The organism is Shewanella aestuarii, assembly GCF_011765625.1.
GTDB classification, from domain to species: Bacteria; Pseudomonadota; Gammaproteobacteria; order Enterobacterales; family Shewanellaceae; genus Shewanella; species Shewanella aestuarii_A.
Genome location: NZ_CP050313.1, coordinates 1,669,382 through 1,694,120 on the forward strand (window position 1 = coordinate 1,669,382; position 24,739 = coordinate 1,694,120).

Annotated in this window: 26 protein-coding genes and 2 pseudogenes; 18 read left to right on the plus strand and 10 right to left on the minus strand. The window is 39.1% G+C overall.

Annotation, left to right across the window (positions count from 1 at the left end; translation table 11 throughout):
* Positions 1–29 precede the first annotated feature (29 nt).
* Together HBH39_RS07610 and HBH39_RS07615 are read left to right on the plus strand one after the other, a co-directional pair.
* Positions 30–1,777, plus strand: a pseudogene (locus HBH39_RS07610) (methyltransferase domain-containing protein).
* A gap of 122 nt (positions 1,778–1,899) precedes the next feature.
* A pseudogene (locus HBH39_RS07615) lies at positions 1,900–2,601 on the plus strand (IS6 family transposase).
* Between the two features lie 62 nt (positions 2,602–2,663).
* Here the strand turns inward: HBH39_RS07615 and HBH39_RS07620 are convergent.
* Positions 2,664–4,025 (minus strand): MATE family efflux transporter, encoded by a 1,362-nt coding sequence (locus tag HBH39_RS07620; protein ID WP_167677055.1) that lies wholly within the window; start codon positions 4,023–4,025, stop codon positions 2,664–2,666.
* Between the two features lie 28 nt (positions 4,026–4,053).
* On the opposite strand from HBH39_RS07620, the gene HBH39_RS07625 reads away from it, so the two are divergent.
* Positions 4,054–4,674, plus strand: a complete 621-nt coding sequence (locus HBH39_RS07625) for a riboflavin synthase subunit alpha (RefSeq protein ID WP_167677057.1) — start codon at positions 4,054–4,056, stop codon at positions 4,672–4,674.
* Positions 4,675–4,678: 4 nt separating this feature from the next.
* On the opposite strand, the gene HBH39_RS07630 is transcribed toward HBH39_RS07625, so the two are convergent.
* A complete protein-coding gene (locus tag HBH39_RS07630; RefSeq protein ID WP_167677060.1) occupies positions 4,679–4,879 on the minus strand; it encodes a CPXCG motif-containing cysteine-rich protein in 201 nt (66 codons plus the stop codon).
* Positions 4,880–5,162: 283 nt separating this feature from the next.
* On the opposite strand from HBH39_RS07630, the gene thrS reads away from it, so the two are divergent.
* The 12 genes from thrS (at position 5,163) to rnd (ending at position 17,207) form a co-directional block, all read left to right on the plus strand.
* The gene (gene thrS, locus HBH39_RS07635) at positions 5,163–7,091 is read left to right on the plus strand and encodes a threonine--tRNA ligase (protein ID WP_167677062.1); all 1,929 of its coding nucleotides are present in this window, start codon (positions 5,163–5,165) and stop codon (positions 7,089–7,091) included.
* A 3-nt stretch (positions 7,092–7,094) separates the two neighbouring features.
* Positions 7,095–7,637: a translation initiation factor IF-3 gene (gene infC / locus HBH39_RS07640; RefSeq protein WP_167680007.1), complete on the plus strand. Its 543-nt coding sequence runs from the start codon at positions 7,095–7,097 to the stop codon at positions 7,635–7,637.
* A gap of 88 nt (positions 7,638–7,725) precedes the next feature.
* A complete protein-coding gene (gene rpmI / locus HBH39_RS07645; RefSeq protein WP_055023949.1) occupies positions 7,726–7,920 on the plus strand; it encodes a 50S ribosomal protein L35 in 195 nt (64 codons plus the stop codon).
* 18 nt (positions 7,921–7,938) lie between these two features.
* A complete protein-coding gene (gene rplT / locus HBH39_RS07650; protein ID WP_011637486.1) occupies positions 7,939–8,298 on the plus strand; it encodes a 50S ribosomal protein L20 in 360 nt (119 codons plus the stop codon).
* Between the two features lie 156 nt (positions 8,299–8,454).
* On the plus strand, positions 8,455–10,353 hold the full coding sequence (locus tag HBH39_RS07655) for an ATP-dependent DNA helicase (RefSeq protein ID WP_244325786.1): 1,899 nt from the start codon (positions 8,455–8,457) through the stop codon (positions 10,351–10,353).
* 43 nt (positions 10,354–10,396) lie between these two features.
* Positions 10,397–11,104 (plus strand): tRNA (adenosine(37)-N6)-threonylcarbamoyltransferase complex dimerization subunit type 1 TsaB, encoded by a 708-nt coding sequence (gene tsaB / locus HBH39_RS07660; RefSeq protein WP_167677064.1) that lies wholly within the window; start codon positions 10,397–10,399, stop codon positions 11,102–11,104.
* A gap of 39 nt (positions 11,105–11,143) precedes the next feature.
* A complete protein-coding gene (locus HBH39_RS07665) occupies positions 11,144–11,566 on the plus strand; it encodes a hypothetical protein (RefSeq protein ID WP_167677066.1) in 423 nt (140 codons plus the stop codon).
* A 90-nt stretch (positions 11,567–11,656) separates the two neighbouring features.
* A complete protein-coding gene (locus tag HBH39_RS07670; RefSeq protein WP_167677068.1) occupies positions 11,657–12,364 on the plus strand; it encodes a M50 family metallopeptidase in 708 nt (235 codons plus the stop codon).
* A 62-nt stretch (positions 12,365–12,426) separates the two neighbouring features.
* Positions 12,427–13,209 (plus strand): class I SAM-dependent methyltransferase, encoded by a 783-nt coding sequence (locus tag HBH39_RS07675; RefSeq protein WP_244325787.1) that lies wholly within the window; start codon positions 12,427–12,429, stop codon positions 13,207–13,209.
* Positions 13,210–13,212: 3 nt separating this feature from the next.
* The gene (locus tag HBH39_RS07680; protein WP_167677072.1) at positions 13,213–14,145 is read left to right on the plus strand and encodes an alpha/beta hydrolase; all 933 of its coding nucleotides are present in this window, start codon (positions 13,213–13,215) and stop codon (positions 14,143–14,145) included.
* Positions 14,146–14,358: 213 nt separating this feature from the next.
* A complete protein-coding gene (gene fadD, locus HBH39_RS07685; RefSeq protein ID WP_167677074.1) occupies positions 14,359–16,032 on the plus strand; it encodes a long-chain-fatty-acid--CoA ligase FadD in 1,674 nt (557 codons plus the stop codon).
* A 59-nt stretch (positions 16,033–16,091) separates the two neighbouring features.
* Entirely contained in the window at positions 16,092–17,207 is a 1,116-nt protein-coding gene (gene rnd / locus HBH39_RS07690) for a ribonuclease D (protein ID WP_167677076.1), read from the plus strand.
* Between the two features lie 80 nt (positions 17,208–17,287).
* Here rnd and minE read toward each other — a convergent pair whose 3' ends face one another.
* The 3 genes from minE to minC are packed head-to-tail and all read right to left on the minus strand — an operon-like array spanning position 17,288 to position 19,050.
* The gene (gene minE / locus HBH39_RS07695) at positions 17,288–17,548 is read right to left on the minus strand and encodes a cell division topological specificity factor MinE (RefSeq protein WP_167677078.1); all 261 of its coding nucleotides are present in this window, start codon (positions 17,546–17,548) and stop codon (positions 17,288–17,290) included.
* A gap of 2 nt (positions 17,549–17,550) precedes the next feature.
* Positions 17,551–18,360 carry a septum site-determining protein MinD gene (gene minD, locus HBH39_RS07700; RefSeq protein WP_167677080.1) on the minus strand — a complete coding sequence of 270 codons (810 nt, stop codon included), beginning with the start codon at positions 18,358–18,360 and terminating at the stop codon, positions 17,551–17,553.
* A 27-nt stretch (positions 18,361–18,387) separates the two neighbouring features.
* Entirely contained in the window at positions 18,388–19,050 is a 663-nt protein-coding gene (minC, locus tag HBH39_RS07705) for a septum site-determining protein MinC (protein WP_167677082.1), read from the minus strand.
* Positions 19,051–19,170: 120 nt separating this feature from the next.
* Here minC and HBH39_RS07710 point away from each other — a divergent pair, with 120 nt between their 5' ends.
* Positions 19,171–19,449 (plus strand): YcgL domain-containing protein, encoded by a 279-nt coding sequence (locus HBH39_RS07710; RefSeq protein WP_167677084.1) that lies wholly within the window; start codon positions 19,171–19,173, stop codon positions 19,447–19,449.
* A gap of 22 nt (positions 19,450–19,471) precedes the next feature.
* A complete protein-coding gene (locus tag HBH39_RS07715; RefSeq protein ID WP_167677087.1) occupies positions 19,472–19,912 on the plus strand; it encodes a YcgN family cysteine cluster protein in 441 nt (146 codons plus the stop codon).
* An 83-nt stretch (positions 19,913–19,995) separates the two neighbouring features.
* Here the strand turns inward: HBH39_RS07715 and dsbB are convergent, their stop codons facing one another.
* Together dsbB and nhaB are read right to left on the minus strand one after the other, a co-directional pair.
* A complete protein-coding gene (gene dsbB, locus HBH39_RS07720; protein ID WP_167677089.1) occupies positions 19,996–20,508 on the minus strand; it encodes a disulfide bond formation protein DsbB in 513 nt (170 codons plus the stop codon).
* Between the two features lie 120 nt (positions 20,509–20,628).
* Positions 20,629–22,215, minus strand: coding sequence for a sodium/proton antiporter NhaB (gene nhaB / locus HBH39_RS07725; protein ID WP_167677091.1), 1,587 nt, complete (start codon positions 22,213–22,215; stop codon positions 20,629–20,631).
* 472 nt (positions 22,216–22,687) lie between these two features.
* Between nhaB and fadR the strand changes: the two genes are divergently transcribed.
* Positions 22,688–23,407: a fatty acid metabolism transcriptional regulator FadR gene (gene fadR / locus HBH39_RS07730; protein WP_167677093.1), complete on the plus strand. Its 720-nt coding sequence runs from the start codon at positions 22,688–22,690 to the stop codon at positions 23,405–23,407.
* Between the two features lie 106 nt (positions 23,408–23,513).
* Here the strand turns inward: fadR and HBH39_RS07735 are convergent, their stop codons facing one another.
* The 3 genes from HBH39_RS07735 to HBH39_RS07745 all read right to left on the minus strand — a co-directional run bounded on the left by HBH39_RS07735 (position 23,514) and on the right by HBH39_RS07745 (position 24,725).
* Positions 23,514–23,714 carry a DUF2986 domain-containing protein gene (locus HBH39_RS07735; RefSeq protein WP_167677095.1) on the minus strand — a complete coding sequence of 67 codons (201 nt, stop codon included), beginning with the start codon at positions 23,712–23,714 and terminating at the stop codon, positions 23,514–23,516.
* A gap of 81 nt (positions 23,715–23,795) precedes the next feature.
* On the minus strand, positions 23,796–24,248 hold the full coding sequence (locus tag HBH39_RS07740) for a hypothetical protein (RefSeq protein WP_244325760.1): 453 nt from the start codon (positions 24,246–24,248) through the stop codon (positions 23,796–23,798).
* A 120-nt stretch (positions 24,249–24,368) separates the two neighbouring features.
* Positions 24,369–24,725: a glutathione S-transferase N-terminal domain-containing protein gene (locus HBH39_RS07745; protein ID WP_167680010.1), complete on the minus strand. Its 357-nt coding sequence runs from the start codon at positions 24,723–24,725 to the stop codon at positions 24,369–24,371.
* Positions 24,726–24,739 lie beyond the last annotated feature (14 nt).

Genomic DNA, 24,739 nt, shown 5'->3' on the forward strand with positions numbered 1-24,739 from the left:
CATATTAACTATCGTTCTAGGGTAGATCATTGGCGAAAGAATTTTATAATCAAAACGCAAGCAACCTAGCACAGCAATATCTTTCAAAGTCATTTGAGGAGGTACATGAAAGCTGGGCAGATTTTTTGCCATCAATTATTAGTAATCCCAATGCTAGAATTTTAGATGTTGGCGCTGGTGCTGGGCGAGATGCAAAATATCTAGCTTCCTTAGCTCAGGACACCCATCAAGCAAATAATAATATCCAAGTACTAGCAGTGGAACCGGCTTTAGATCTATCAAAGATCGGACAACAGACTACTCATGATTTAAATGTTAAATGGTTAAGTGATACTCTTCCAGCTCTTGATTCTGTAACAAAATTAGAAGTCAGTTTTGATTTAATACTACATAGTGCTGTATGGATGCATATAGCTCCCAGTGACCGTGCGAGAGCCAGACGTAAGCTAGCTAACATTCTTAAGCCTGGTGGGAAAATTGTTATCTCACTTAGGCATGGGCAGACTGAAGAAGATTTTACTAAGCGTACAATGTTCGTTGTTTGTGCAGATGAGTTAAAAAAGCTCGCTTCTAATGTAGGGCTGTTTTGTAAGTTAGAAACGCCAAAAGAGACAGACAAACTTGGTCGTAATCATGTTTCTTGGCAAACTGTTGTTTTACAGATGCCAGACGATGGCACGGGGGCATTCCCTTTCATTAGGCACGTTGCCATAAATGATGGAAAGTCAGCCACACACAAGCTTGCATTACTGCGTGTTTTATTGAGGATTGCCGATGGCCATCCCGGAGCCGTAATAAGAAGAGAACCGTCAATATTTGGTGATAGAGTCATATTGCCTGTAGGTCTGGTCGCTTTGTATTGGTGCCATCAATATAAAGATTTAATTGACCAACATAAGCTTTTTCAAACGCCAAATAATAAGCCCAATATGGGGTTTATGAAAGATGATGGTTGGCACAAATTAACTCACCGCACAGCATCAGATTATCGCATTGGAAATTTGTTTACAGGGGATGATGCCATTGCCTTGTATAAAACCATTTCGGCAGCAGTAAAAAATATAAAAACAATGCCGTGTACCTACATCACGTTACCAAATAGCGATAAAACGGTATTTGAAGTCGATAATAAAACGGTGAGAGCAAAAGATAGTATATTCCTCGATTTACCAACGTTGGAGCAATGGGGGAATTTTCATTACCAGAATCTACTTGGTTAGCTTTCAACCGTTATGCTTGCTGGATAGAGCCGGTTCTAATTAGTGAGTGGGTTAAAGCAATGGCAAGCTATAAGGGCAACTCAAGATATAGAAAGCCGTATACTCACCACCACTTATATAGAGCTTTGAATTGGCTTGAGCCAAAACGGACAACAATAGAAGTTAGAGATCGATTCGAAGAACTTAAGAAATACCATGAAATGCAATGTGTCTGGTCTGCTAAAAAACTCAATAAAAGTTACGATATTGATCATAGCTTACCTTTCGCTCGGTGGCCTAATAATGATTTATGGAACCTGTTGCCGACAGATAGCACTATTAACAACCAAAAAAGCGATAAACTGCCAACAGAATCAAAGTTACTAAATGCTAAGTCCAGAATCACAGAGTGGTGGAAAGAAGCTTGGTTAGACTCACAAACTGAAAGATTTTTTGCTGAAGCGAACATTGCGCTTCCGGGGCTTGATTCTAGCAATAATTCATTAGATGACTTGTTTGAAGCATTGGTTATTCAACGAGGTAGATTGCGCGAAATGCAACAATTGCAGGAGTGGTAAATATGAAAGATCAAGATACAGGAAAACATTCTTAAGTTGTATTAGTCTCGACTTAAGTTGACGTTTCAGTGGGGGTACTGTCAAATTAAGCTGCAGCTTCCTTAATGTGGCATCATAGCAGTATGAAAAGTATTTATTCTGGCCACAGATATCCGGCCCAAATCATTAGTCATGCCGTTTATCTCTATCATCGTTTTACTTTGAGTCTACGTGATATTGAAGAGATCCTCGCTTATCGAGGTATAAACGTAACCTATGAATCTATCAGCCATTGGTGCCTGAAATTTGGCAATAAATTCAGTCATAACATCCGAACAAAACGTGGCCCTTTCAATTCATCTTGGTACCTAGATGAAGTGTCCATCAAGATAAATGGTCAACTTCATTACATGTGGCGTGCAGTCGATAGCAATGGTGAGGAAATAGATATCCTTGTTCAGAAACGCAAAGATAAACGTGCAGCCATCAGGTTTTTCAAGAAGTTACTCAAAGGTCAACATTGTATTCCAGATAGTATCGTCACTGATAAGCTGCCGAGTTATCGAGCTGCGAAAAAGAGGGTTTTGTCCAGTGTAGGTCATACCGTTAAGCAATATGAAAATAACTTGTGCGAGAAATCTCATCAACCTACAAGGCAGCAAGAATATCAAATGCAAAGTTTCAAATCACATGGACAAGCTTAAAGATTTTTATCTGTGCATGGCGTAGTTAACATTCTATTTAGGCTTGGTCGCCACACACTGAATACTGCAAATTATCGATTATTAAGATCACGTTCATTTACCGAATGGGAAAGGGCGAGTTATATCCAAAATTTGAATTAGTGGTTAATAAACTAGATTTTTCCGCATAAATCCAATAAGTTAACAGTATCCTTTAAGTTAAGCTAGCTGATGTCAACATAGGCGATCCCTTTACGCTGAATGTATAAAAGTCGCCAGCCGAATAAAAATGCCGCTGATGTTAATCCGGCAATTAAACCTGCCCAAAAACCATGAGCTCCCATTGCAGGAACAATAACGTCGGTATAAGCCAATACATATCCGCTTGTCATTCCAATAAACCAATATGAAAACAGAGTGATGTAAAATGCGCTGCGGGTATCTTTGTATCCACGCAAAGCGCCAGCAGCAACCACTTGTATTGAATCTGAAATTTGGTAAAGCGCCGCCATTAACATAAGGCTACCAGCAAGTGTGACCACATCAGGATTGTCGTTATAAAGTAGGGCGATTTCTTGTCTAAAAATAACAGTGGTAATAGCCGTTATAAAGGCTAATGAGAGTGATAATCCAAGCGCAATGTAGGTGACACGCTTGGCTATATCTGTTTTTTCACGCCCAAGGTAATAGCCAACTCTAATTGAAGCTGCAACTCCAATTGATAAAGGCAGCATAAAAACAATGGATGAAAAATTAAGGGCGATTTGATGACTCGCTACAACTGTGGCGCCTAATGGTGCTAAAAATAGTGCAATAACGGCAAAAAGGCTTACTTCAAAAAACAACGCCATAGCAATAGGAAAACCAAGTTTAACCATCGATATCATGGTTTCAATTTTTGGACGATAAAACTGATGAAAAGGTTTAATCTCTATAAACTTTTTATCAATAAGCATATAAATAGTCATAGCGATAAACATGGCCCAAAAAACCATTGCAGTTGCGATACCGCAGCCCGCACCACCCATTGCTGGTACGCCTAATTTGCCATATATGAAGATGTAGTTAGCGGGTATATTAACGGCCAAACCGACAAATCCAATGACCATTGTTGGTAGGGTATAAGAGATCCCTTCACTGCATCCTCTTAGTACTTGATATAAAGCAAAAGCGGGTGCACCCCATAAAATACCATCTAAGTAACCCACTGTTAACTTATGTAGTTCAGGCTCTAAATCCATAAAATTGAGTATGGTGTTAGATGATGCGAGAAAGATCATCACACCCATCGATCCAATTATGGCAATATAAGCGGCTTGAAAGAGTAGGTTTGGAATTACCCTTTTGTTATTTGCGCCATGGTGTTGTGCAAATACAGGGGTAAAGGCAATTAATAAACCTTGCACAAATAATATTGCTGGCAGCCATAAACTGGTGCCAACGGCAACCGCTGCCATATCAACCGCGCTGACTCGACCAGCCATGACTGTGTCAATAAATCCCATCATGGTTTGTGTTACTTGGGCGATCAAGATAGGTAAGGCAAGTTGTATTAATCGCATGGCTTGAAAGCCGGTGTTGTTCATATATAGCCCATCAGTACGAGACAAAGTTATGTTTACAGGAATTGTTCAAGCCACATGTGAAGTGGTATCGATTCAACAGCAAGCTGGATTAAAAACGTTTGAAATTGCCTTGCCGTCTGAATTAACCCAAGGCTTAAAAATAGGTGCTAGCGTGGCCACCAATGGAGTGTGCCTCACTGTCACAAAGATGGTGAATGATAAGGTTTTCTTTGATGTAATGGAAGAAACATTAGCATTAACCAATTTGGATTTAATTAAACAAGGTGATCAAGTTAACATCGAGCGCTCACTGACCTTTGGCAGCGAAATCGGCGGTCACATTTTATCTGGTCATATACACACGCAAGCTGAAGTCGTCGCTGTTAGTGATACAGAAGCCCATTATAATATCCAATTGGCAATCGATGCTAAATGGCAAGATTACATCTTCTATAAAGGTTTTGTTGCTGTGAATGGTTGTAGCTTAACGGTAGGTAAATTAACTGACACGGGTTTTATGCTGCATTTAATTCCAGAAACATTGCGGTTAACAAATTTAAGCCAATATAAAGCTGGCGATAAATTCAATATTGAAATTGACAGTCAGACCCAAGTTATTGTTGACACAGTAGAACGTATTTTAGCTAAAAAAAGCGTTAAACATGGCTAGTTTTTTAGTAAATTTGTTCATCATCTGAATCAATAAAAAGCTGAATTTTGCGTAAGTTTTCATCTAAATGCATTCTAATATGGATTGGATTGCAACAAATCCGACAATCATCATAATATTCTTGGTCACCACAACTTGCGTCAATGGTGACATATTGATGATGACCGCAATGTGGGCAACTAATGGGTTTAGATATTAACTTCATCACTTTGCTCCTTAATGTGTGCCATTTAAGGTGTAGAACACCTTATTAAATATAGTTGGTGCCTTACTTTTTTGCATTCAATGTAAGGTATGAAATTTAGCATGCACTTGCCATATAGTTGGCCTATTAAGGTTGCGTCTACCAATGGTTGTCACATACAATTAGCGGTTACATATTTGAGCAATTAAGACTCTTGTAATGTCTTTCGTTCAGATGTGTTTTCTTATTTCATTAAATTACCAAGTGGCCCTACGTGTGGGTCACCACTGGACAAGGAATTTTCATGCCTGTTATTACATTGCCTGATGGCAGCAAACGCGAGTTTGCCAATCCTGTTTCTACTCTTGATGTTGCTGCCGATATAGGCCCTGGTCTTGCAAAAGCTTGTATCGCTGGTCGCGTCAATGGCGAATTAAAAGATGCTTGTGATTTAATCACTACAGATTCGGATTTATCTATCATCACGGCTAAAGATGAAGAGGGTGTTGAAATCCTTCGTCACTCTTGCGCACATTTATTAGGCCATGCAATTAAGCAATTATGGCCACAAACTAAAATGGCGATTGGTCCTGTAATCGATAATGGTTTTTACTATGATATCGATCTTGACCATAAGTTAACTCAAGAAGACATCGACGCTTTAGAAAAGCGTATGCTTCAGTTAGCTAAAACAAATTATGACGTGGTTAAGCGTGTAGTATCTTGGCAAGAAGCGCGTGATGCATTTAGTGAACGCGGTGAAGACTATAAAATTGCCATCTTAGATGAAAACATCAGTAAAGATGCCACACCAGCTTTATATCACCACGAAGAATATACCGACATGTGTCGTGGTCCTCATGTACCTAACATGCGTTTTTGCCAACACTTTAAATTAATGAGTGTTGCAGGTGCATATTGGCGTGGTAATTCAGACAACAAAATGTTGCAACGTGTTTATGGTACAGCATGGGCCGATAAAAAAGCCCTAAAAACACATTTAACCCGTTTAGAAGAAGCTGCCAAGCGTGACCATCGTAAGATTGGCAAACAGCTTGATTTATATCATATGCAAGAAGAAGCACCTGGTATGGTGTTCTGGCACAATGATGGCTGGAGCTTATTCTTAGAGCTTGAAAAATTTATTCGTCAAAAACTTGGTCAATACACTTATCAAGAAGTGAAGGGTCCATTGATGATGGATCGCGTGTTGTGGGAGCGTTCAGGCCACTGGGATAAATACTCAGAAGCTATGTTTACCACCAACAGCGAAAACCGTGAATATGCCGTTAAACCAATGAATTGTCCTGGTCATGTGCAAATCTTCAATCAAGGTTTAAAATCTTACCGTGATTTACCGCTGCGTATGGCTGAATTTGGCTGCTGTCATCGTAATGAGCCTTCAGGTTCATTGCATGGATTAATGCGCGTTCGTGGCTTTACCCAAGATGATGCACATATTTTCTGTACTGATGAACAAGTACAAAAAGAAGTGAGCGCCTGTATTCAAATGGTATATGACACATATGCTACTTTTGGATTCGAAAATATCGTTGTTAAATTATCAACTCGCCCTGAAAAGCGAATTGGTGATGATGCAATGTGGGACCGTGCTGAAGAAGCATTAAAACAAGCTCTTGCTGCTAATAATATCGAATTTGAGATATTGCCAGGTGAAGGCGCTTTTTACGGACCTAAGATTGAGTTCACATTACACGATTGTTTAGATCGTGCTTGGCAGTGTGGTACTGTACAATTAGATTACGCATTACCTACTCGTTTGGGGGCAACTTACGTTGCAGAAGACAATAGTCGTCAAACACCGGTAATGATCCATCGTGCTATTTTAGGGTCTTTAGAACGTTTTCTCGGTATTTTGATTGAAGAATATGCTGGTAAATTCCCAACTTGGCTTGCTCCAATGCAAGTTGTTGTAATGAATATTACTGACAAACAGTCTGAATACGTTGAAGAAATTGTTAAATTCTTCAAAGAACAGGGAATTAGAGCATCTTTTGACTTGAGGAATGAGAAAATAGGCTTTAAAATACGCGAACACACACTTAGACGTGTGCCTTATTTATTGGTCGTTGGTGATCAAGAAATGGAAAATAAGGAAATCGCGGTGCGTACACGTGATGGTATCGATTTAGGTAAGTTAAAAATAGAAGATTTTGCTACCAAGATACGTCAACAGATTTCGCTCCGTAGTCTCAAATTGTTGGAGGAATAGGTCATAAAGATCAAAAGAACAGCAGGGCGACAAGCCGCGCCTAATAGAATCAATGAAGAAATCACCGGTGTTCCAGAAGTCCGTTTATCGGGCTTAGATGGTGAAGCCATTGGTATCGTTAGTATTAAAGAAGCTCAAAATATTGCAGATGAAGCAGGGGTAGACCTTGTTGAAATTAGCCCTAATGCTGAGCCTCCTGTTTGTCGCATAATGGACTACGGTAAGTTCCTATTTGATAAGGCAAAAGCCCAAAAGGAACAAAAGAAGAAGCAGAAACAGGTCCAGGTTAAGGAAATTAAATTCCGTCCTGGCACTGATGAAAACGACTATCAGGTAAAACTACGCAACCTGATTCGTTTTCTAGAAGATGGGGACAAAGCGAAAATTACGCTGCGTTTCCGTGGTCGCGAAATGGCACACCAAAACCTAGGTATGGATCTTTTGAATCGTATCAAGGCAGATTTGGAAGAGTATGCGGTTGTCGAATCTTTCCCGAAAATGGAAGGTCGTCAAGCAATTATGGTGCTAGCACCTAAAAAGAAATAGTAGGGCAACCAACTAAAGTAGTGAAGACTCTTTTGAGGACTTCACTCGCCTTACGTTTTATTAATTATCCCAATGCGGAGTTTTAGAAATGCCTAAAATGAAAACAGACAAGGGTGTACAAAAGCGCTTCAGAAAAACCGCTAATGGTTTCAAGCGTAAACAAGCACACTTACGTCATATTTTGACCAAGAAGAGCACTAAGCGTAAACGTCACTTACGTGCTAAATGTTTAGTAGCTAAGTCTGATGTGCCAGCAATTGCACGTCAACTACCATACGCTTAATTAAAGGAGAGATAAACAATGCCTAGAGTTAAGCGTGGTGTAACCGCTCGTGCTCGTCACAAGAAAGTACTTAAATTAGCTAAAGGTTATTATGGCGCTCGTAGCCGTACTTACCGTGTTGCTGTTCAAGCAGTAACAAAAGCTGGTCAATATGCTTACCGTGACCGTCGTCAAAAGAAACGTCAATTCCGTCAATTATGGATTGCACGTATCAATGCGGCTTCTCGTCAAAATGGTCTGTCTTACAGCCGTTTCATCAACGGTCTGAAAAAGGCGTCTATCGAAATCGATCGTAAGATTTTGGCTGACATCGCTGTATTCGACAAAGTTGTATTTGCAACTTTAGTTGAAAAAGCAAAAGAAGCTTTAACTAAGTAATTAGTTAGTCGGCTTTAGAAAGAGGAACCTTCGGGTTCCTTTTTTTATATCTAAAAATGATTATACTCATAGAGTATATATTAATGGACTTTTACTACTTTGCCTGCATCTTCTCCTCGTTATAATTCCAAGTGCGCTAACTTAACAAAACTTGTTATTCATGAGTTTAGTGACGATGGTGCATTAGCTCGGCATGTTCATCAATATCGCAGTCGACAAAGTCAAACTGATATGGCTATCGAAGTCAGTCAAGTTATCGCTAGTAGAGAAAATTTGATTTTAGAAGCGGGAACCGGTGTAGGTAAAACCTATGCTTATTTGATCCCCGCATTACTTAGTGGCAAGCAAATTGTGGTCAGTACAGGCAGTAAAAACCTGCAAGAGCAATTGTTTTTAAAAGACTTGCCCGCATTATTGTCGATGTTAGATATTCATCCTCGAATTGCCTTATTAAAAGGGCGTAGTAATTACTTGTGCCAATTAAGGCTTGATAAGCAAATGCAGCAAGCGAGTCATTGTCACGAAGATTTACTGGATGATTTATTAAAAATCAATCAGTGGGCTGCTTTAAGTACTAATGGCGATATTGGTAATCTCACATCCGTTTCAGAGCACTCGGCAGTTATTCCTTATGTCGTAAGCTCCAAGGAAAGTTGTACTGGGAAAAAATGTGAATTTTATGAAGCTTGTTTCACGCGTAAAGCCAGGGTTAACGCCATGGATGCCAAACTGGTGGTGGTTAATCATCATTTGTTTTTTGCTGACCGGTTATTAAAAGACACGGGGTTTGCTGAATTGTTGCCAGATCCTGATGTTGTCATATTTGATGAAGCTCACTTAGTTCCAGATATATGTATAAGTTATTTTGGAAATCATGTAGGTAGTCGTGAAATAGACAAGCTTCTTAATCAAATTATGACTATTCATAAGCAAAATATTCGAGATAGCATTCAATTAGAGCAGCTATCGCAACGAGCTTTGCTTCAATTAGGCAACTGGCATAATGAGATGTTTAACTTCGGTGCAACTGATTGGCGCCAAGTTTTAGCAAATAAAAGCTTAATGATGGCTAGTTGGCAATTGCATAAAATGTTGGCTGAATTAGCTAATAATATGCAGCATCATATAGGTAGAGACGAAGAGTTGGACATTGCTTTTGAACGTCTAATTGCATTAAATGACAAACTAAAAGATTATTTTGAGTGTCAAGATCCACAAGCCGCATATAGTATCGAATATGGTCCTCGATTTATTAGTTTACGGTCATCACCAATAAATGTTGCCAAGCAGTGTGAGCAATTATTTGATAAAAATACCAGCTGGATTTTTACTTCGGCTACTTTACAAGTGAATCGACAACTTGAGCATTTTGCTAAAGAATTAGGGCTTGTTAATTCAAAGCAAGTTATTTTAGACAGTCCGTTCGATTATCCTAATCAAGCCTTATTTTGTGTGCCACGCCATTTAGGTAAAGTGGGCCAAAACCAACAAAGTATAAAACGGCTGGTTGAAGTTTGTGTGCAAGCAATTAACGCGGCTCAAGGGCGAACTTTTATCTTATTTACTAGTCATCACATGTTAGAACAAGTGGCGCAGATGCTGAGAAGTCAAGTTGCCTACCCATTGCTAGTGCAAGGTCAAGCTAGCAAACAAAGTTTATTTAATAAGTTTAGGCAACTTGGTAATGGGGTCTTATTGGGAACAGGTAGTTTTTGGGAGGGGGTTGATGTACGTGGAAAATTACTAAGCTGCGTAATAATTGATAAATTACCCTTTGTGTCACCAGAAGATACTTTATATCGTGCAAGAGCTGCCAATGCTGAACGCCAAGGATTAGATCCCTTTACTCATATCTCGTTACCCCAAGCGGTTATCAGTTTGAAGCAAGGTGTTGGTCGGCTTATTCGTGATGAGAAAGATAGAGGGGTTTTGATCTTGTGTGATAACCGCATTGTTAATCGTGACTATGGACAAGCATTTATTAATTCATTGCCTCCTATGCAACGAACACGCGATTTAGATAGTGCATTGCACTTTTTAAAACAAATCCCATAAGTTATCATAGCGGCTCTTTTTACTGCATTGACTGGTTTTATAAATGACATTTCATACTCCTTTGCGCATCCTTGCTCTTGATACTTGCACCGAATCTTGTTCGGCTGCATTGACTTATGAAGGTAAGGTTTTTTCTCGTATTGCCGATGCGCCTCGTCAACATAGTCAACGCCTATTACCTATGGTCGATGAGATACTCAAAGAAGCTCATATAAGTTTGGCTGATATTGATGTTATTGCTTACGGAAGAGGGCCCGGCAGCTTTACTGGGATCCGAATTTGCACCAGTATGACTCAAGGTTTAGCATTGGGCCAAGATTTACCTGTTATCGGTATTTCCACTTTAGCTGCAATGGCGCAAATGGCGATAAGTGAACACAATGCAGAGCAAGTGTTTTGTGCTATTGATGCCAGAATGAATGAAGTTTATGTTGGCCAGTTTGTGTCAGAAAATGGCATAGCAACTCTGGTTGGTTTAGAGCAAGTCTGCACTCCTGATTTAATTGAACTACAATTAAACACTAATGAACCTATTGTTGCATGTGGTACCGGGTTTACTGCTTATCCGGATTTATTAGCAATGGCAGATAAGATTTGTTTATTAACACAGGTTACCTACCCAGATGCTCGTGCTATGCTTATTCTTGCAGAAGATGGTGTAGCAAAGAAACAACACACCAGTGTTGAAGACTTAGCCCCCGTTTATCTTCGTGATACGGTAACTTGGAAAAAACTACCAGGCAGAGAATAGCTGAAGTCGATAAGATACTGACAGTCTAGAGTTTGAATAATGCAGATAAATCAAGCATCAGTTAAACATTTAACTCAAGTGCAAACATCACAAGTGCATTTGAACCAAGCCGTTGCCGTTAATCGTCCAACTGTCAGTCCACCAATTAAAGAAGCAAATCCAAAACAAGAGGTTAATGCCTTAGCTTCTTCAGCGTCAATTCAACGTACTCAATCAGCTGCAGCAAATGTCAATCAGATTGAAAACGATTTATCACAAAGCGAACGTGAACGTGCCGTTGTTGATTCTGGCGTTTTTCAGTCTGAGCCTTCACAATCTATCACAGTTAAACAGCAGTCGAAGGTTGAATATGATGCAGGTTCAGAGTCCTCTCGAGGTGCTATTAGTGCTTACATGATGACTATGCACGCAGCAAAGCGAGATGAAATCCAACAAATGGTAGGTATTGATTTATACGCCTAATTAGGTAAGCCAATAAGTAGTTTATGCTCTGATGCAAATCTGTTTTACTGTCTTTCAGCTTCCTAACTTTTTGTTTAATACCAATCCATTATGACATTACCTAACCATAATTCAATAAACGACAAATTAGCTTATCAAAGTGGTATTCCTACCCGTGGGCGATTTGTTTTTGAATTGATAGTGGCCTTCTTATTAACCCGATTACCTTTTATTAGTGTTCCTTTTAAGTGGTTTGAAAGTTATTTTCATGAATTATCTCATGGGATTGCGACAGTGGTTTCAGGTGGTGTTGTTAGTCAAATTCAATTATTCCCTAATGGTGCTGGTTTGTGTTACAGCCTTGGCGGCAATGGCGTGTTGATTGCTTTCTCAGGCTATTTAGGTGCAGCAATATGGGGCTATTTAATTTTTTTATTAGCAACTTGGCGTGATGGTATTCGGTTCACCTTATCTTTTTTAGCAATGACGATTTTGGCCTCAGTTGTACTTTGGTCACGTGATTTATTGACGATTATTATTTTACTTTGTTTAGCTGGACTTATTTTGTTACCACTTAAATTGAAAAATAGTCGTCCTTTAAATAGTTTACTGCGTATATTAGGCTTGATGATAATACTCAATGCCATGGCTAGCCCTATGGTGTTGTTTGGTTTAGCTGGTCAAGGTGATGCGGTAGCATTAGCAAGTATGACCTGGATACCAGCCTGGATATGGGTGGTGTTATGGTTAGCTTTTAGCTGTTTCATGCTATGGCTCAGTTGGCGTAAAGTGGATTCAACAAAAGGGAATATTAAATGAAAGCTAAGTTATTTCTCGCTCTAACTTTGGGCATGGTAAGTGCTGGTTTTGTATCCGATTCAATGTTCAATTCGGCACATGCTGCAGAGGTGAAAATTAATGATAAATTAAAAGCCGCGGTAGCAAGTGATTTTCGTAGCGATAGCAATAAGCTACGTGATGTATATAGACATCCTGCTGAAACATTGGCATTTTTTGATGTTAAAGCGGATCAAACTGTGATTGAGTTGTGGCCCGGTGGTGGTTGGTATGCTGAAATTTTAGCACCGTATTTAGCAGAACAAGGCCAATATGTTGCGGCAAATTTTGAAACCGAACCTACAGAAGATACTCGACAAACAGCGTATTTTAAATCTGCCGGTGAAAAATTTGAAAAATGGGTTGCAGATAACAAAGCTGTCGTTGGAGATGTCCAATTTGTTACGTTAAACCCGCCAGTTAAATTAAATTTGGGTGCTGACAATTCTGCTGATCATGTTTTAACCTTCAGAAACCTGCATAACTGGGCGATGAAAGGCCAACTTGAAGGGGTGTTTAACGCCGCTTATGCAGTACTAAAAGAAGGTGGTACCTTTGGCGTTGTTGAGCACAGAGCTAATCCCGGCATGGCGGCAGAAAGTGGTTACATGGAACAAAATCAAATGGTGGAATTAGCCCAAAAAGCCGGTTTTGAATTAGCAGCAAGTTCAGAAGTAAATGCCAATCCCAAAGATACGAAAAACTATGCCAAAGGTGTGTGGACCTTGCCGCCTCGCTTAGCCCTAGGTGAAGAAGATAAACAAAAATATTTAGATATCGGCGAGAGTGACCGTATGACATTGAAGTTTATTAAAAAGGCTAAGTAATATATGTCTGTCAATGAGTTAGAGTTTGAAAAAGTTGCCGAAAAAGCGCAAACCGAACTGATTCTACCTCTGGCTCATATACGTATTGCCGCGATGCGCTATGGTGATGAAAATAAACCTATCATTTTAGCGTGTCACGGCTGGTTAGATAATTTAAATAGTTTCCTGCCTTTGGCTGAATTATTTTTAGCCTCAGATTTAGTTAACCACTATCAATTAATTACGTTTGATTGGCCTGGACATGGTTTTTCTGAACATCGACCGGGTACTTATCCTCTGCATTTTATAGATTATGTTTATGATTTAGACGCTGTTGTCGAGTATTTAACCCATGATAATAATTTACCCATTACGCTACTTGGGCACTCTTTAGGTGGGTTAGTGGCCGCTGCATACAATGCTAGTTTTGTTAACCGAATTGAAAAACTTATTTTAATAGAAGCATTATCGCCTATAAATGAGCCAGCAGAATTCACTAAAACACGCTTACAAGATGGCATAAAACAACATCGATTATTTAACGCCAAAAAGCAACAATCTCCTGCGTTTCAAGATAGGGGTTATGCAAATCTTGATGTGATTATCAAGGCTAGACAGCAATTAACCGGACTAGACGAAATTTGGTGCAGAATGATCAGTCAGCGTAATGTGCAATTAGTTAATCAACGTTTTTACTGGCGAAGTGACCCTCGTTTAAAATTAGATTCGCTGTACCGAATGACTTTTGAGCAGGTTGACGCTTTAATGAGCCAAAGCGATACCTCAACTTTATTAGTATTAGGTGAACAAGGCTTTAAGCAGTTAAAATTGATGCTTGAGCATACGGATAAATGGTTTAGCCGCATTACAATATCGCATCTCGAAGGTGATCATCATGTCCATATGGGCAATGCTGGTGCATTATTGCAACAAATTCGAGCATTTATTCTAAAATAGTGCGTTGTACGAGCAAAATCCCTGTTATTTTTGTATTAAATATGTGACTATGTTCAAAATTAAAACGCTTGTATGATTTTTGCAAGCTCATAAAAATTACAATCGTTCTGTTATTGATTGCCATATTAGAATAAAAGCGACAGGTATCAGAACGCGATAGCCACTGACGGGGAATGCACGTCTTAGCACAGTGGCGTTTAATAGGAGACACCTGTGGATCAGCCTTGGATTAATCACTTACCAGCTAAAGTACCAGCAGAAATCGACCCAGCCCAGTTCCCATCACTTGTCGCAATGTTTGAGCATGCGGTGGCTAAATATGCTGATCAACCTGCCTTTGTTAATATGGGTGCTACGATGACTTATCGTAAGCTTGAAGAGCGTAGTCGTGCCTTTGCAGCTTACTTACAAAATGAGTTAAAGCTTGAAAAGGGTGATAGAGTCGCACTTATGATGCCAAATTTGTTGCAATATCCGATTGCACTATTTGGGGTGTTACGTGCTGGCATGGTGGTTGTAAACGTTAACCCACTTTATACACCACGAGAGTTAAAACACCAATTAGTGGATTCGGGTGCTAAAGCCATTGTTGTGGTATCGAATTTTGCCAAGACCTTGGAAGAAATTGTTGATCAAACTCCAGTTGAGTCGGTGATAATCACTCGCTTAGGCGATCAGCTCAGTGCGACTAAAAGAACCTTAGTCAATTTTGTCGTTAAGTACATTAAAAAAATGGTGCCTAAATACGACTTACCTCATGCGCGTTCATTTCGTGATAGTTTGTCAAAAGGGCGTCGTTTACAATATGTTAAGCCAGAGATATCAGCTAATGATCTCGCGTTTTTACAATACACTGGCGGGACAACAGGTGTCTCTAAAGGGGCAATGCTGAGCCATAAAAACGTGGTTTCAAACGTTTTACAGGCCAATGGTGCCTATTCGCCAGCGCTAAAGGATGGCATTGAATTTGTGGTAACGGCACTACCGCTTTATCATATTTTTGCGTTAACAGTAAATTGCTTACTCTTTTTACACAAAGGTAGTCAAAACTTATTGATTACTAATCCTCGAGACATTCCTGCTTTTGTTGCTGAACTTAAAAAATACCCTTTTACTGCGTTAACGGGTGTTAACACGCTTTTTAATGCTTTAGTGAATAATGATGAGTTTAAAAACTTAGACTTTTCTGGGCTAAAACTATCAATTGGCGGCGGAATGGCAGTTCAAAAAGCCGTTGCAGATAAGTGGCAATCAATTACTAAAACTCGTTTATTGGAAGGCTATGGCTTAACAGAAGCCTCCCCATTAGTAACCTGTTGTCCTTACGATCTAGACGGTTATAACGGTTCCATTGGTTTTCCAGCACCTTCTACTTTGATTCAAGTACGAGATGAAGATGGCAAGGTGCTTGCTCAAGGCGAAACCGGTGAGCTATTTGCTAAAGGCCCACAGATTATGCAAGGTTATTGGCAACGTCCAGAAGAAACGGCTAAAGTGATTGACAAAGATGGCTGGTTAGCGACTGGCGATATTGGTTATATGGATGAAACCGGCTTCTTTTATATTGTTGACAGAAAGAAAGATATGATTCTAGTTTCTGGCTTTAACGTATTTCCAAATGAAGTTGAAGATGTTGTTGCCCTGCACCCTAAAGTGATAGAAGTTGCTGCAGTTGGCGTTCCTAATGATGCCAGTGGTGAGCTTGTCAAAATATTTGTGGTTGCAAAAGATAAATCATTAACTGAAAAAGATTTGATTAATCATTGTCGTCATCATTTAACGGGATATAAAGTACCAAAACTGGTAGAATTCAGAGACGAATTACCAAAAACAAATGTGGGTAAGATTTTACGCAGACAGCTTCGAGACGAAGCTAAAAAAGCGTAAATGATGAAGCCGGCATAATCGCCGGCTTTTTATTAGCCTAAAATCTCACGGAGTAAACTGTGTTAGCGTTTGAATATATCAGTGATGATGCATCTTTATTATCATTAGTAGAGCAGTATCAACAAACAAGTTTATTAGTGTTAGATACCGAATTTGTTCGCACTAGAACTTATTATGCAAATCTTGGCTTGATCCAAGCCTATGACGGTAAAACGTTAGCCTTAATTGACCCCATTGCCATCAAAGATTTAGCCCCATTTTGGGCATTACTAACCAATGAAAACATCATTAAGCTGGTTCATTCATGTAGTGAGGATTTAGAAGTATTTGCTCATTACGGCAAATGCCAGCCTAAGCCATTATTTGACAGCCAAATAGCAGCCAGTTTAGCGCAAATGGGTCATGGTTTGGGCTACGCTAAATTAGTTGAGCAGTGTTTAAGTGTTGAGTTAGACAAAGGCGAGTCTCGAACAGATTGGATGAAACGCCCCTTATCTGACGCACAACTTCAATACGCAGCCAATGATGTTTATTATCTTTATAAACTTTACCCACAAGTGCTAGCTAAATTAAATGAGCTTAATCGATTAGATTGGTTATATGAAGAAGGTGAGCGGCTCACAGAAGGGCGTCTTGAGGGGGTTGAGCCAGAAACAGCCTATATTAAAGTTAAGAATGCTTTTCAGTTAACGCGTGAACAATTGGCTTATTTAAAGGTGTTGGCCAGATGGCGCCTTGAGAAAGCTGTTTTGCGCAATCTTGCACTCGGTTTTGTTATTAAAGATCATGCGCTTATCGCTTTAGCCAAAAAACAACCGCAGAATTTAGCTGATTTAAATCGTATGAGCGAACTCACTGAGCATGAAAAACGCTTTCATGGAAAAGATTTATTAAAAGTGATGGCGACAGCTGATTTAAAGCAACTACCTGAAGAGCTGGATGTTATCGCGCTAAAACCAACCTATAAAGCAACTTTTAAAGCGATAAAGAATATTATTACTGAGGTCAGTGAACAGCAAAATGTTGCAATGGAGTTTATTGGTTCAAAAAGGCTCATTCATCAATTAATGTTATGGCTATATTTTGACAAGCAAACCGAAACCCCGTTGATATTGTCTGGCTGGCGCGGTGTGCTTATTGGCAATCGTTTAGATAGCATCAGTTTTGATGGTTAATTAATCATCAAGTTTTGTGTTTGTGCAAAAATAAAAATGCCATTTGGGGAAAACAAATGGCATTTTTAATTTATTAACCGCTACTTGGTATCCGGTAGGGTCACGTTTAGCTCAAGCACAGATAAATTGTCATCATTTTGATCTAGCTGCACAGACACTTGGTCTTCGGATATTTGGACATATTTACGGATGACTTCAATAATTTCTTGTTTCATCTTAGGTAAATAATCCGGAGCACCACGTTGACCACGCTGATGTGCGACAATAATTTGTAAGCGCTCTTTAGCTAAAGATGCTGTGTTTGGTTTTTTATTACTTCTGAAATAATCAAGTATGGACATAATTAGCTACCAAATATCCTTTTGAGGAACCCTTTCTTTTCTTCGGCGATAAAACGTAACGGTACATCTTCACCCAATAATCTATCTACAGTGTCACTATATGCAAGACCAGCATCGCTTTCTTGGTCAATGATGACGGGTACACCTGAGTTAGACGCTTTCAATACTGCCTGAGACTCAGGAATAACACCTAGTAATTCAATTGCTAAAATTTCATTCACATCTTCAACGCTAAGCATTTCACCTGTTTTAACACGCGTAGGTGAATAACGGGTTAACAAGAGATATTCCTTAATAGGTTCTAGACTGAGTTCGGCGCGACGAGAGCGGCTTTGTAACATGCCAAGAATACGGTCTGAATCTCGCACTGAGCTGACTTCTGGGTTGGTAGTGACAATCGCGATATCTGCAAAGTAAAGTGCCATCATTGCACCTTGCTCAATTCCTGCTGGCGAGTCGCACACAATATAGTCAAAATCTTTACTTAAATCTTCAAGGACTTTGCCAACACCTTCTTTAGTCAACGCATCTTTGTCTCGGGTTTGAGATGCCGGTAATACAAACAACTTATCACAGCGTTTGTCTTTTATCAGTGCTTGATTAAGGTTTGCTTCACCATTAATCACATTAACAAAGTCATAAACAACCCGACGTTCACACCCCATAATCAAATCAAGATTTCTCAAACCGATATCAAAGTCAATAACAACGGTTTTCTTGCCTTTCAATGCTAGACCTGTGGCAATAGCAGCACTGGAGGTTGTCTTACCTACACCGCCTTTTCCTGATGTGACAACAATAATTTGTGCCATGTGTTTTTATATCCTTTAAATTTGCCTTTAAGGCAATAGTTCAACCGTGAGAGACTCGCCATTAAGGCGGACACAACCTCTTTGTGACTGACAACGTTGTTGCAAAGTATCTGCTGTCCAATATTGTCCTGCGATAGAAACTAATTCAGCATCGAGTGTCTGTGCAATAATGACACTGTTTGTGTCACCAGCCGCGCCAGCCATTGCTTTGCCACGCAAAGCACCATATACATGAATGCTACCATCTGCAATAACTTCTGCGCCATTACCTACCGCACCAAAAACAATCAAATCTGCATCTTTTGCATAGATTTGCTGTCCGGAGCGTACATTTTGTTTAACAATTTTAGTTTGCCTTGGCGGTATACTTGGTTTAGCAGCTTGTTTTCCTGATTTTACAACAGCTAACCCTAGATGTTTAGCCTGAGCAGAAAAAGGTATCGAGGCTTCAGTAATACCAACAATGATTAAATGACGTTCATTCAGTATTGATTTTAATTTTGCTAAATCAACATCTTCGCCATCAATGGCTGTTAAATTGAGTATTAATGGTGCACCACGAAAAAATTGTGGAGCCTGGGCCAGTTTCTTATCTAGCTCTAATGCAACCAGTTCAAGGTTACTATTATTTATATAAAGTACAGATAGAGTAAAAGATGTGGCTTTTAACTCGAGATTTTGTTTCGCCATCTCGTCGTTATTCTCCAAATTTTAAGCTTGTAAAATGATTTACAATTATTTTATTGGGACTCCATGTTATAGTGTGTGTAGTGGACTATCAAGTTACAACCATCGGAAATTAACACTAAAATGATTTGTGTAGTATATAAAAGCAGTCGTCGTGCTGATACGTATCTTTTTGTAGAGAAACGTGATGTATTTGAAGCGGTTCCAGAGCCATTAATGCAAATGTTTGGCACACCTAAATTGGTTATGATGGTGCCTTTATCTAAAAGAGAATCTTTAGCTTTGGCAGATATTGAAAAAGTAAAAACTGAATTGAAAGAAAAAGGCTATTACTTGCAAATTCCTCCACCTCAAGAAAATTTGCTAGAAGCACACAAAGCCAGCCTTGGCATAAAAGATTAACAAGACAAATAGAAGTACTAACATGAGTTTTTGGGAAACCACCTCACTAAAGGACATGACCACAGAGCAATGGGAACTGCTTTGCGATGGCTGTGGTAAATGTTGTTTAAACAAAATTATTGATGATGAAACTGATGAGCTGTATTACACCAATGCCGCTTGCCATTTACTTGATGATCAGTCTTGTGAGTGCCGTCATTATGATGACCGCTTTAAATATGTACCCGAGTGTACTGTGATCACACAAGAAAATATTGCCTCTTTAACTTGGTTGCCTGATAGCTGCGCCTATCGTCGCTTATATTCGGGGCGAAAACTCGCGAGTTGGCATCCGCTGATAGCGGGGAGTAAAGCGCTAATGCATCAAAATGGGATGTCGGTAAAAGATAAAACCGTCAATGAAAATAAAGTGAGATACCTAGAAGATAATATTGTGCTTTGGCCGCTACAAGACATTGAATAGTGACTATTTATATAAGTGAGCTTCTCGAAAAAACAGACCATAATGTGGTCTGTTTTTTTTCGGCTGATACTTATCAATTGGATTTAATTGCGCTTAGGTGTAAGTGCTGGTAATAACATTAATAACCAAACAAAGCAGTAAACGACAAAGCCGATTATCATCCATTGAACCATACTAATCGATAAAAATGACCAAACCGATTCACCACACATACCTGTCGGCGAAAATATTTGAGGAAGCCATTCATCTAATGGCATAAATTCAGGAAATTCTGGAAAAAATGAACAAGTCGAAAAAGGTGATGGGTTTACTTGCATCTCATTTAATTCAAAAGCAAGTTTAGCTCCCCAAACTGCTGAAATAATCCAACCAAGCATGCCTGCAAATCGTAATAGCCAAAATTTAGGATTAACTGCGCCAATTAGCGCTGAGATCATAATGCCTAATACCGCTACTCGAATGTAAATACACATCACGCATGGAGCATAATCCATATAATATTGAAAATATAATGCGGCTATCTCTAATACTAACCCTGAGAAAAAGAGTAAGCCCCAAGATAAACGGCTATGAGCAAAATGTTGTAATCGAATCAAAATACTACCTTAATATTTCACCATAAAGATAATAAAACACCCTCAAAGGAGGGTGTTTCAAAGGATAGACAATAGGGTAATTCAAAAATAATGTCTATCATTTGCAAAGGTTTTTGACGCTTAATGGCCAGTGACCATACCGCCTACGTCTTTTGCTGAATGATGAATAAGCCAATGACTTTCATAAAGCATATTCGTCATATCGGTTAAAAAGCCGGTTTCAATCGCTAATACGCCCACAATTGATAGCACAATCGTATAAGGCAGTGCCATCCAAACCATACGCCCGTATGATAAACGGATTAAGGGGGCAAGAGCAGACGTCAATAAGAATAAAAACGCAGCTTGACCGTTTGGCGTTGCAACAGAAGGAAGATTAGTACCTGTATTAATCGCTACGGCTAATAAATCAAATTGATCACGAGTTATTTGACCTTGCATTAAGGCAGATTTAACCTCGTTAATATACACGGTACCTACAAACACATTATCGCTGACCATGGATAACAAGCCATTGGCAATATAGAAAATAACTAATTGCGAGTTACCTTCATAGCTTAATGCCCATTGAATGACAGGAGCAAACAAGTGCTGATCAATAATTACCCCAACAACGGCAAAAAATACGGCAAGTAACGCAGTGAAAGGCAAGGCTTCTTCGAATGCTTTACCGATTGCATGTTCGTCAGTTACACCATTAAAAGCCGTGGTCAAAATGATAACGGATAAACCTATTAGACCAACCGATGCTAAATGTAAAGCCAGACCTGCTATTAACCAAATACCGACTAAGGCTTGAACGATTAATTTGGCCTTATCTTGCTTGGTTCTATGTTCATCTTCGTATCTAGCATAATCGGTAAGAATTTTGTGAACCGGCTCAGGTAACTGAGCACCATAACCAAACCATGTAAATTTTTCGACAATAAAACAGGTAAATACACCTGCCAATAACACAGGTATGGTAACCGGTGCCATACGGATAAAGAATTCACCAAAACTCCAATGTGCTTGCGCGGCGATGATCAGGTTTTGTGGCTCACCTACCATGGTGCAAACACCACCTAAAGCAGTACCTACACCTGAATGCATCAATAAATTACGTAGGAAGGCTCGGAAATCTTCTAATTCTTGAGCGTTTAATTGGGTATTTCCTTCGTCGGTATGGTCATGGTTAGAGCTAAAATCTTTACCGGAAGCGACTTTGTGGTAAATGGAATAAAAGCCGACAGCAACAGCAATAATAACTGCGATAACCGTTAGTGCATCCAAAAAAGCTGATAAAAATGCTGATGCAATACAGAACATCAAAGAAACCACAATTTTCGAGCGGATCTTAGTGATCATCTTCGTGAAAGCAAACAGCAATAGTTGCTTCATAAAATAGATGCCAGCCACCATAAAGACTAACAGCAACAATACTTCTAGATTCGCTTCTATTTCGTGCAAAACCTGAGTTGGTGATGTCATACCTATCATTACAGCTTGAATCGCCAATAATCCGCCTGGTTGGAGCGGGTAGCATTTCAACGCCATGGCAAGCGTGAAAATAAATTCAATAACAAGCACCCAACCTGCAATGAATGGGCTGACAAAGAAGAAAAGTAGGGGGTTAATAGCTAAAAAAGACAAAATTGCGAGTTTGTACCAAGTAGGAGAATTACCTAAAAAGTTACTAAACAACGCCTGACCTTGAGTTGCAGGCATACAAGCCACTCCATTAATTGTGATGTTGACATCGAAAGTGATAAATGGCTAAACATCAAACAGGTCATATTGTCGTTACTAGTAATCATCGGTTTACACTAACTTGATTTGTCTGAAATTCGAACAATCAAAAAATAATGTGAAGAAATACCTAGCGTTCTATCAGGTAAACAAAGCTGTAGGCTTATGTTTTTATGACATATAATGACTGATTTTAACGCGACAACCATCGTTCACACTTCATTTCGGCGCTAGTTTAGCTGAATTAAACCTTAAATGTAATCATGAAAGTTGCGCGAGGTCATAAAATTGTTCGATTTATTACACAAAAGTAGCATGTTTGTGGTTAATATTTCAGCGTTATAAATGTTGGCAGTAAACAATGGTTTTTATTTTTCGCTGCTCTGGTATGATCAGTACTATCTAGTGGCGATACTTTGTCGCAACCGTTAAGTATAGGAAATTTAGGCTGATGATTATCAATGCCAAAGGACCTGCAAGTTTTGCAGAGAAGTACATAGTACGTTCAATATGGGAAAACAAGTTCCCACCAGGCTCAATTTTACCTGCAGAGCGTGAATTATCTGAGCTTATCGGCGTTACGCGCACAACGTTACGTGAAGTTTTACAGCGGTTAGCTCGGGATGGATGGTTAAAAATTCAGCACGGGAAACCCACTCAAGTAAATCATTTTTGGGAAACATCGGGTTTAAATATTCTTGAGACTATTGCTGATTTAAATCCAGATGGTTTCCCTTTGCTTGTTGATCAATTGATGTCAGCTCGAGCAGATGTCAGCATCATTTATTTCAGAGCGTCAATTAGACATAACCCTGAAAAAGTGACCGAAGTTCTGAATATGATTAATGAACTTAGTGATGATGCTGAGGCCTATGCAGATTTTGATTATCGATTGCATCATACCCTTGCTTTTGCATCTGGTAACCCATTATATGTTTTAATCCTAAATGGCTTTAAAGGATTATATAGTCGGGTTGGGCGCTATTATTTTTCTAGTGCAGATGCCCGTAAACTTGCTTTTAATTTTTATGTTGAGCTCAATAAATTAGCACAGACAAAAGACTATCAAGCCGTGCCGAGCTTAATGAAACAAAATGGTATAGAAAGTGCCAAAATGTGGCAAAAGTTAAGAGACGATATGCCAGCTGAAATTGCTCATGACAATAATTAATTTCCCCGCAATGGTCTTAGAACTCTTGTGCGTGAATTAAATAAAAAAACGCCAATCATTTGATTGGCTTTTTTTATGTTGTGATTTTGCTAAAAACTAAATTGTGTCATTTTTCAGTAATACTTGCTTCAGTATCAATGGATGTATTGTCGTTTGCTTGTTGAGCTTCAAGTTCCATTTTGGCTCTTTCAGCCTTAGAAATATAGCGATCTTTAGGCTTTAAACTTGGGTTATCTGGTTCTATTTTATTTTTTCGAGCCTTGGCACGCTTGGCCAATTTCTTAATCATTTGCTGTTTTTTGTTCATAATACATCTTCAGTAAGCAGAAAAAATGACCAGAAGTTGTCTAGCCATCATTATATTAGGCCCATTTTAGCGTATGTTTGCCTAGCGTCCAAACTTTACTCTATCTTCTTCTGTGGCACCATCTTGGCATTCACCACGGATCTCACCACGCTCGGCTTCTACGTAACGGCTTAATTCAATATAGCCATTTTGACAATAGCCAGTCATTGCGATTGTTTTGTCTAGTCCTACTTGTACTTGTTGTGCCCATATCTGCAAAAGTTCTTCTTTATTACGCATTTCTTTGGCATAACTGCGGGCATCTTGTTTTCTACGATCAATCCGCTGTTGATGAGGAGGGACATCATTGAGGTTTCGGTCAGAGGCAGTGGCTATTTTGGCGGTATACACAAATAACTTAATGCCATCCCCTTTAATTTGTGTGCTAAATTTATCTTTAAATTGTCCAGCAAAATCCATTGGCTCAATATCGGTTTTACTGCTACATGCAGCTAGAATGAAAATGGTAAAACTGACGAAAATTAATCTCAACACAACTAAACATCCTTGATTGACAAACTGATACGAGGATAACCAAATACATTCGTACTGGAAAGCGCTAATAAATAAAATACCAATGAGTACTAACCCATTGGTATTTTTTATGTGGCTTGATTAAGCAAAGCGTTGGTTTAAATATTCAATAATTGCTTTAGATTCATATAACCATTGTGTTTTGCCGTTAGCTTCAATTTTTAAACAGGGAACTTTAAGTTGGCCGCCATTTGTTAAAAGTTGTTGTTTATTATGGTCTTGTTTGGCATCTACAACAGGAATGTTTAGATTTTGGCGTTTCATTTCGCGGCGAACTTTGACGCAAAAAGGGCATGCCTTATATTGGTACAACGCTAAATTTTTTGTTTGTTGATCAATACTGGTTTGTTCATCTTGTGGGCGTTGGCGTTTTTTCGGTGAAAAAACAAAATCTAACAACAAAATAATACGGCCAAGTATCCAACGGATGACAAACATAAAAACCTCATAAT

Excerpts from the sequence above, each read along its gene's own strand:
- HBH39_RS07625 (WP_167677057.1), top strand. The coding sequence starts at position 4,054 with ATGTTTACAGGAATTGTTCAAGCCACATGTGAAGTGGTATCGATTCAA.
- HBH39_RS07620 (WP_167677055.1), bottom strand. The coding sequence starts at position 4,025 with ATGAACAACACCGGCTTTCAAGCCATGCGATTAATACAACTTGCCTTA.
- HBH39_RS07710 (WP_167677084.1), top strand. The coding sequence starts at position 19,171 with ATGATTTGTGTAGTATATAAAAGCAGTCGTCGTGCTGATACGTATCTT.
- HBH39_RS07630 (WP_167677060.1), bottom strand. The coding sequence starts at position 4,879 with ATGAAGTTAATATCTAAACCCATTAGTTGCCCACATTGCGGTCATCAT.
- nhaB (WP_167677091.1), bottom strand. The coding sequence starts at position 22,215 with ATGCCTGCAACTCAAGGTCAGGCGTTGTTTAGTAACTTTTTAGGTAAT.
- tsaB (WP_167677064.1), top strand. The coding sequence starts at position 10,397 with ATGACATTTCATACTCCTTTGCGCATCCTTGCTCTTGATACTTGCACC.
- minE (WP_167677078.1), bottom strand. The coding sequence starts at position 17,548 with ATGTCCATACTTGATTATTTCAGAAGTAATAAAAAACCAAACACAGCA.
- HBH39_RS07735 (WP_167677095.1), bottom strand. The coding sequence starts at position 23,714 with ATGAACAAAAAACAGCAAATGATTAAGAAATTGGCCAAGCGTGCCAAG.
- rplT (WP_011637486.1), top strand. The coding sequence starts at position 7,939 with ATGCCTAGAGTTAAGCGTGGTGTAACCGCTCGTGCTCGTCACAAGAAA.
- HBH39_RS07670 (WP_167677068.1), top strand. The coding sequence starts at position 11,657 with ATGACATTACCTAACCATAATTCAATAAACGACAAATTAGCTTATCAA.
- HBH39_RS07715 (WP_167677087.1), top strand. The coding sequence starts at position 19,472 with ATGAGTTTTTGGGAAACCACCTCACTAAAGGACATGACCACAGAGCAA.
- minC (WP_167677082.1), bottom strand. The coding sequence starts at position 19,050 with ATGGCGAAACAAAATCTCGAGTTAAAAGCCACATCTTTTACTCTATCT.
- HBH39_RS07675 (WP_244325787.1), top strand. The coding sequence starts at position 12,427 with ATGTTCAATTCGGCACATGCTGCAGAGGTGAAAATTAATGATAAATTA.
- HBH39_RS07665 (WP_167677066.1), top strand. The coding sequence starts at position 11,144 with ATGCAGATAAATCAAGCATCAGTTAAACATTTAACTCAAGTGCAAACA.
- fadR (WP_167677093.1), top strand. The coding sequence starts at position 22,688 with ATGATTATCAATGCCAAAGGACCTGCAAGTTTTGCAGAGAAGTACATA.
- rpmI (WP_055023949.1), top strand. The coding sequence starts at position 7,726 with ATGCCTAAAATGAAAACAGACAAGGGTGTACAAAAGCGCTTCAGAAAA.
- HBH39_RS07745 (WP_167680010.1), bottom strand. The coding sequence starts at position 24,725 with ATGTTTGTCATCCGTTGGATACTTGGCCGTATTATTTTGTTGTTAGAT.
- thrS (WP_167677062.1), top strand. The coding sequence starts at position 5,163 with ATGCCTGTTATTACATTGCCTGATGGCAGCAAACGCGAGTTTGCCAAT.
- minD (WP_167677080.1), bottom strand. The coding sequence starts at position 18,360 with ATGGCACAAATTATTGTTGTCACATCAGGAAAAGGCGGTGTAGGTAAG.
- HBH39_RS07680 (WP_167677072.1), top strand. The coding sequence starts at position 13,213 with ATGTCTGTCAATGAGTTAGAGTTTGAAAAAGTTGCCGAAAAAGCGCAA.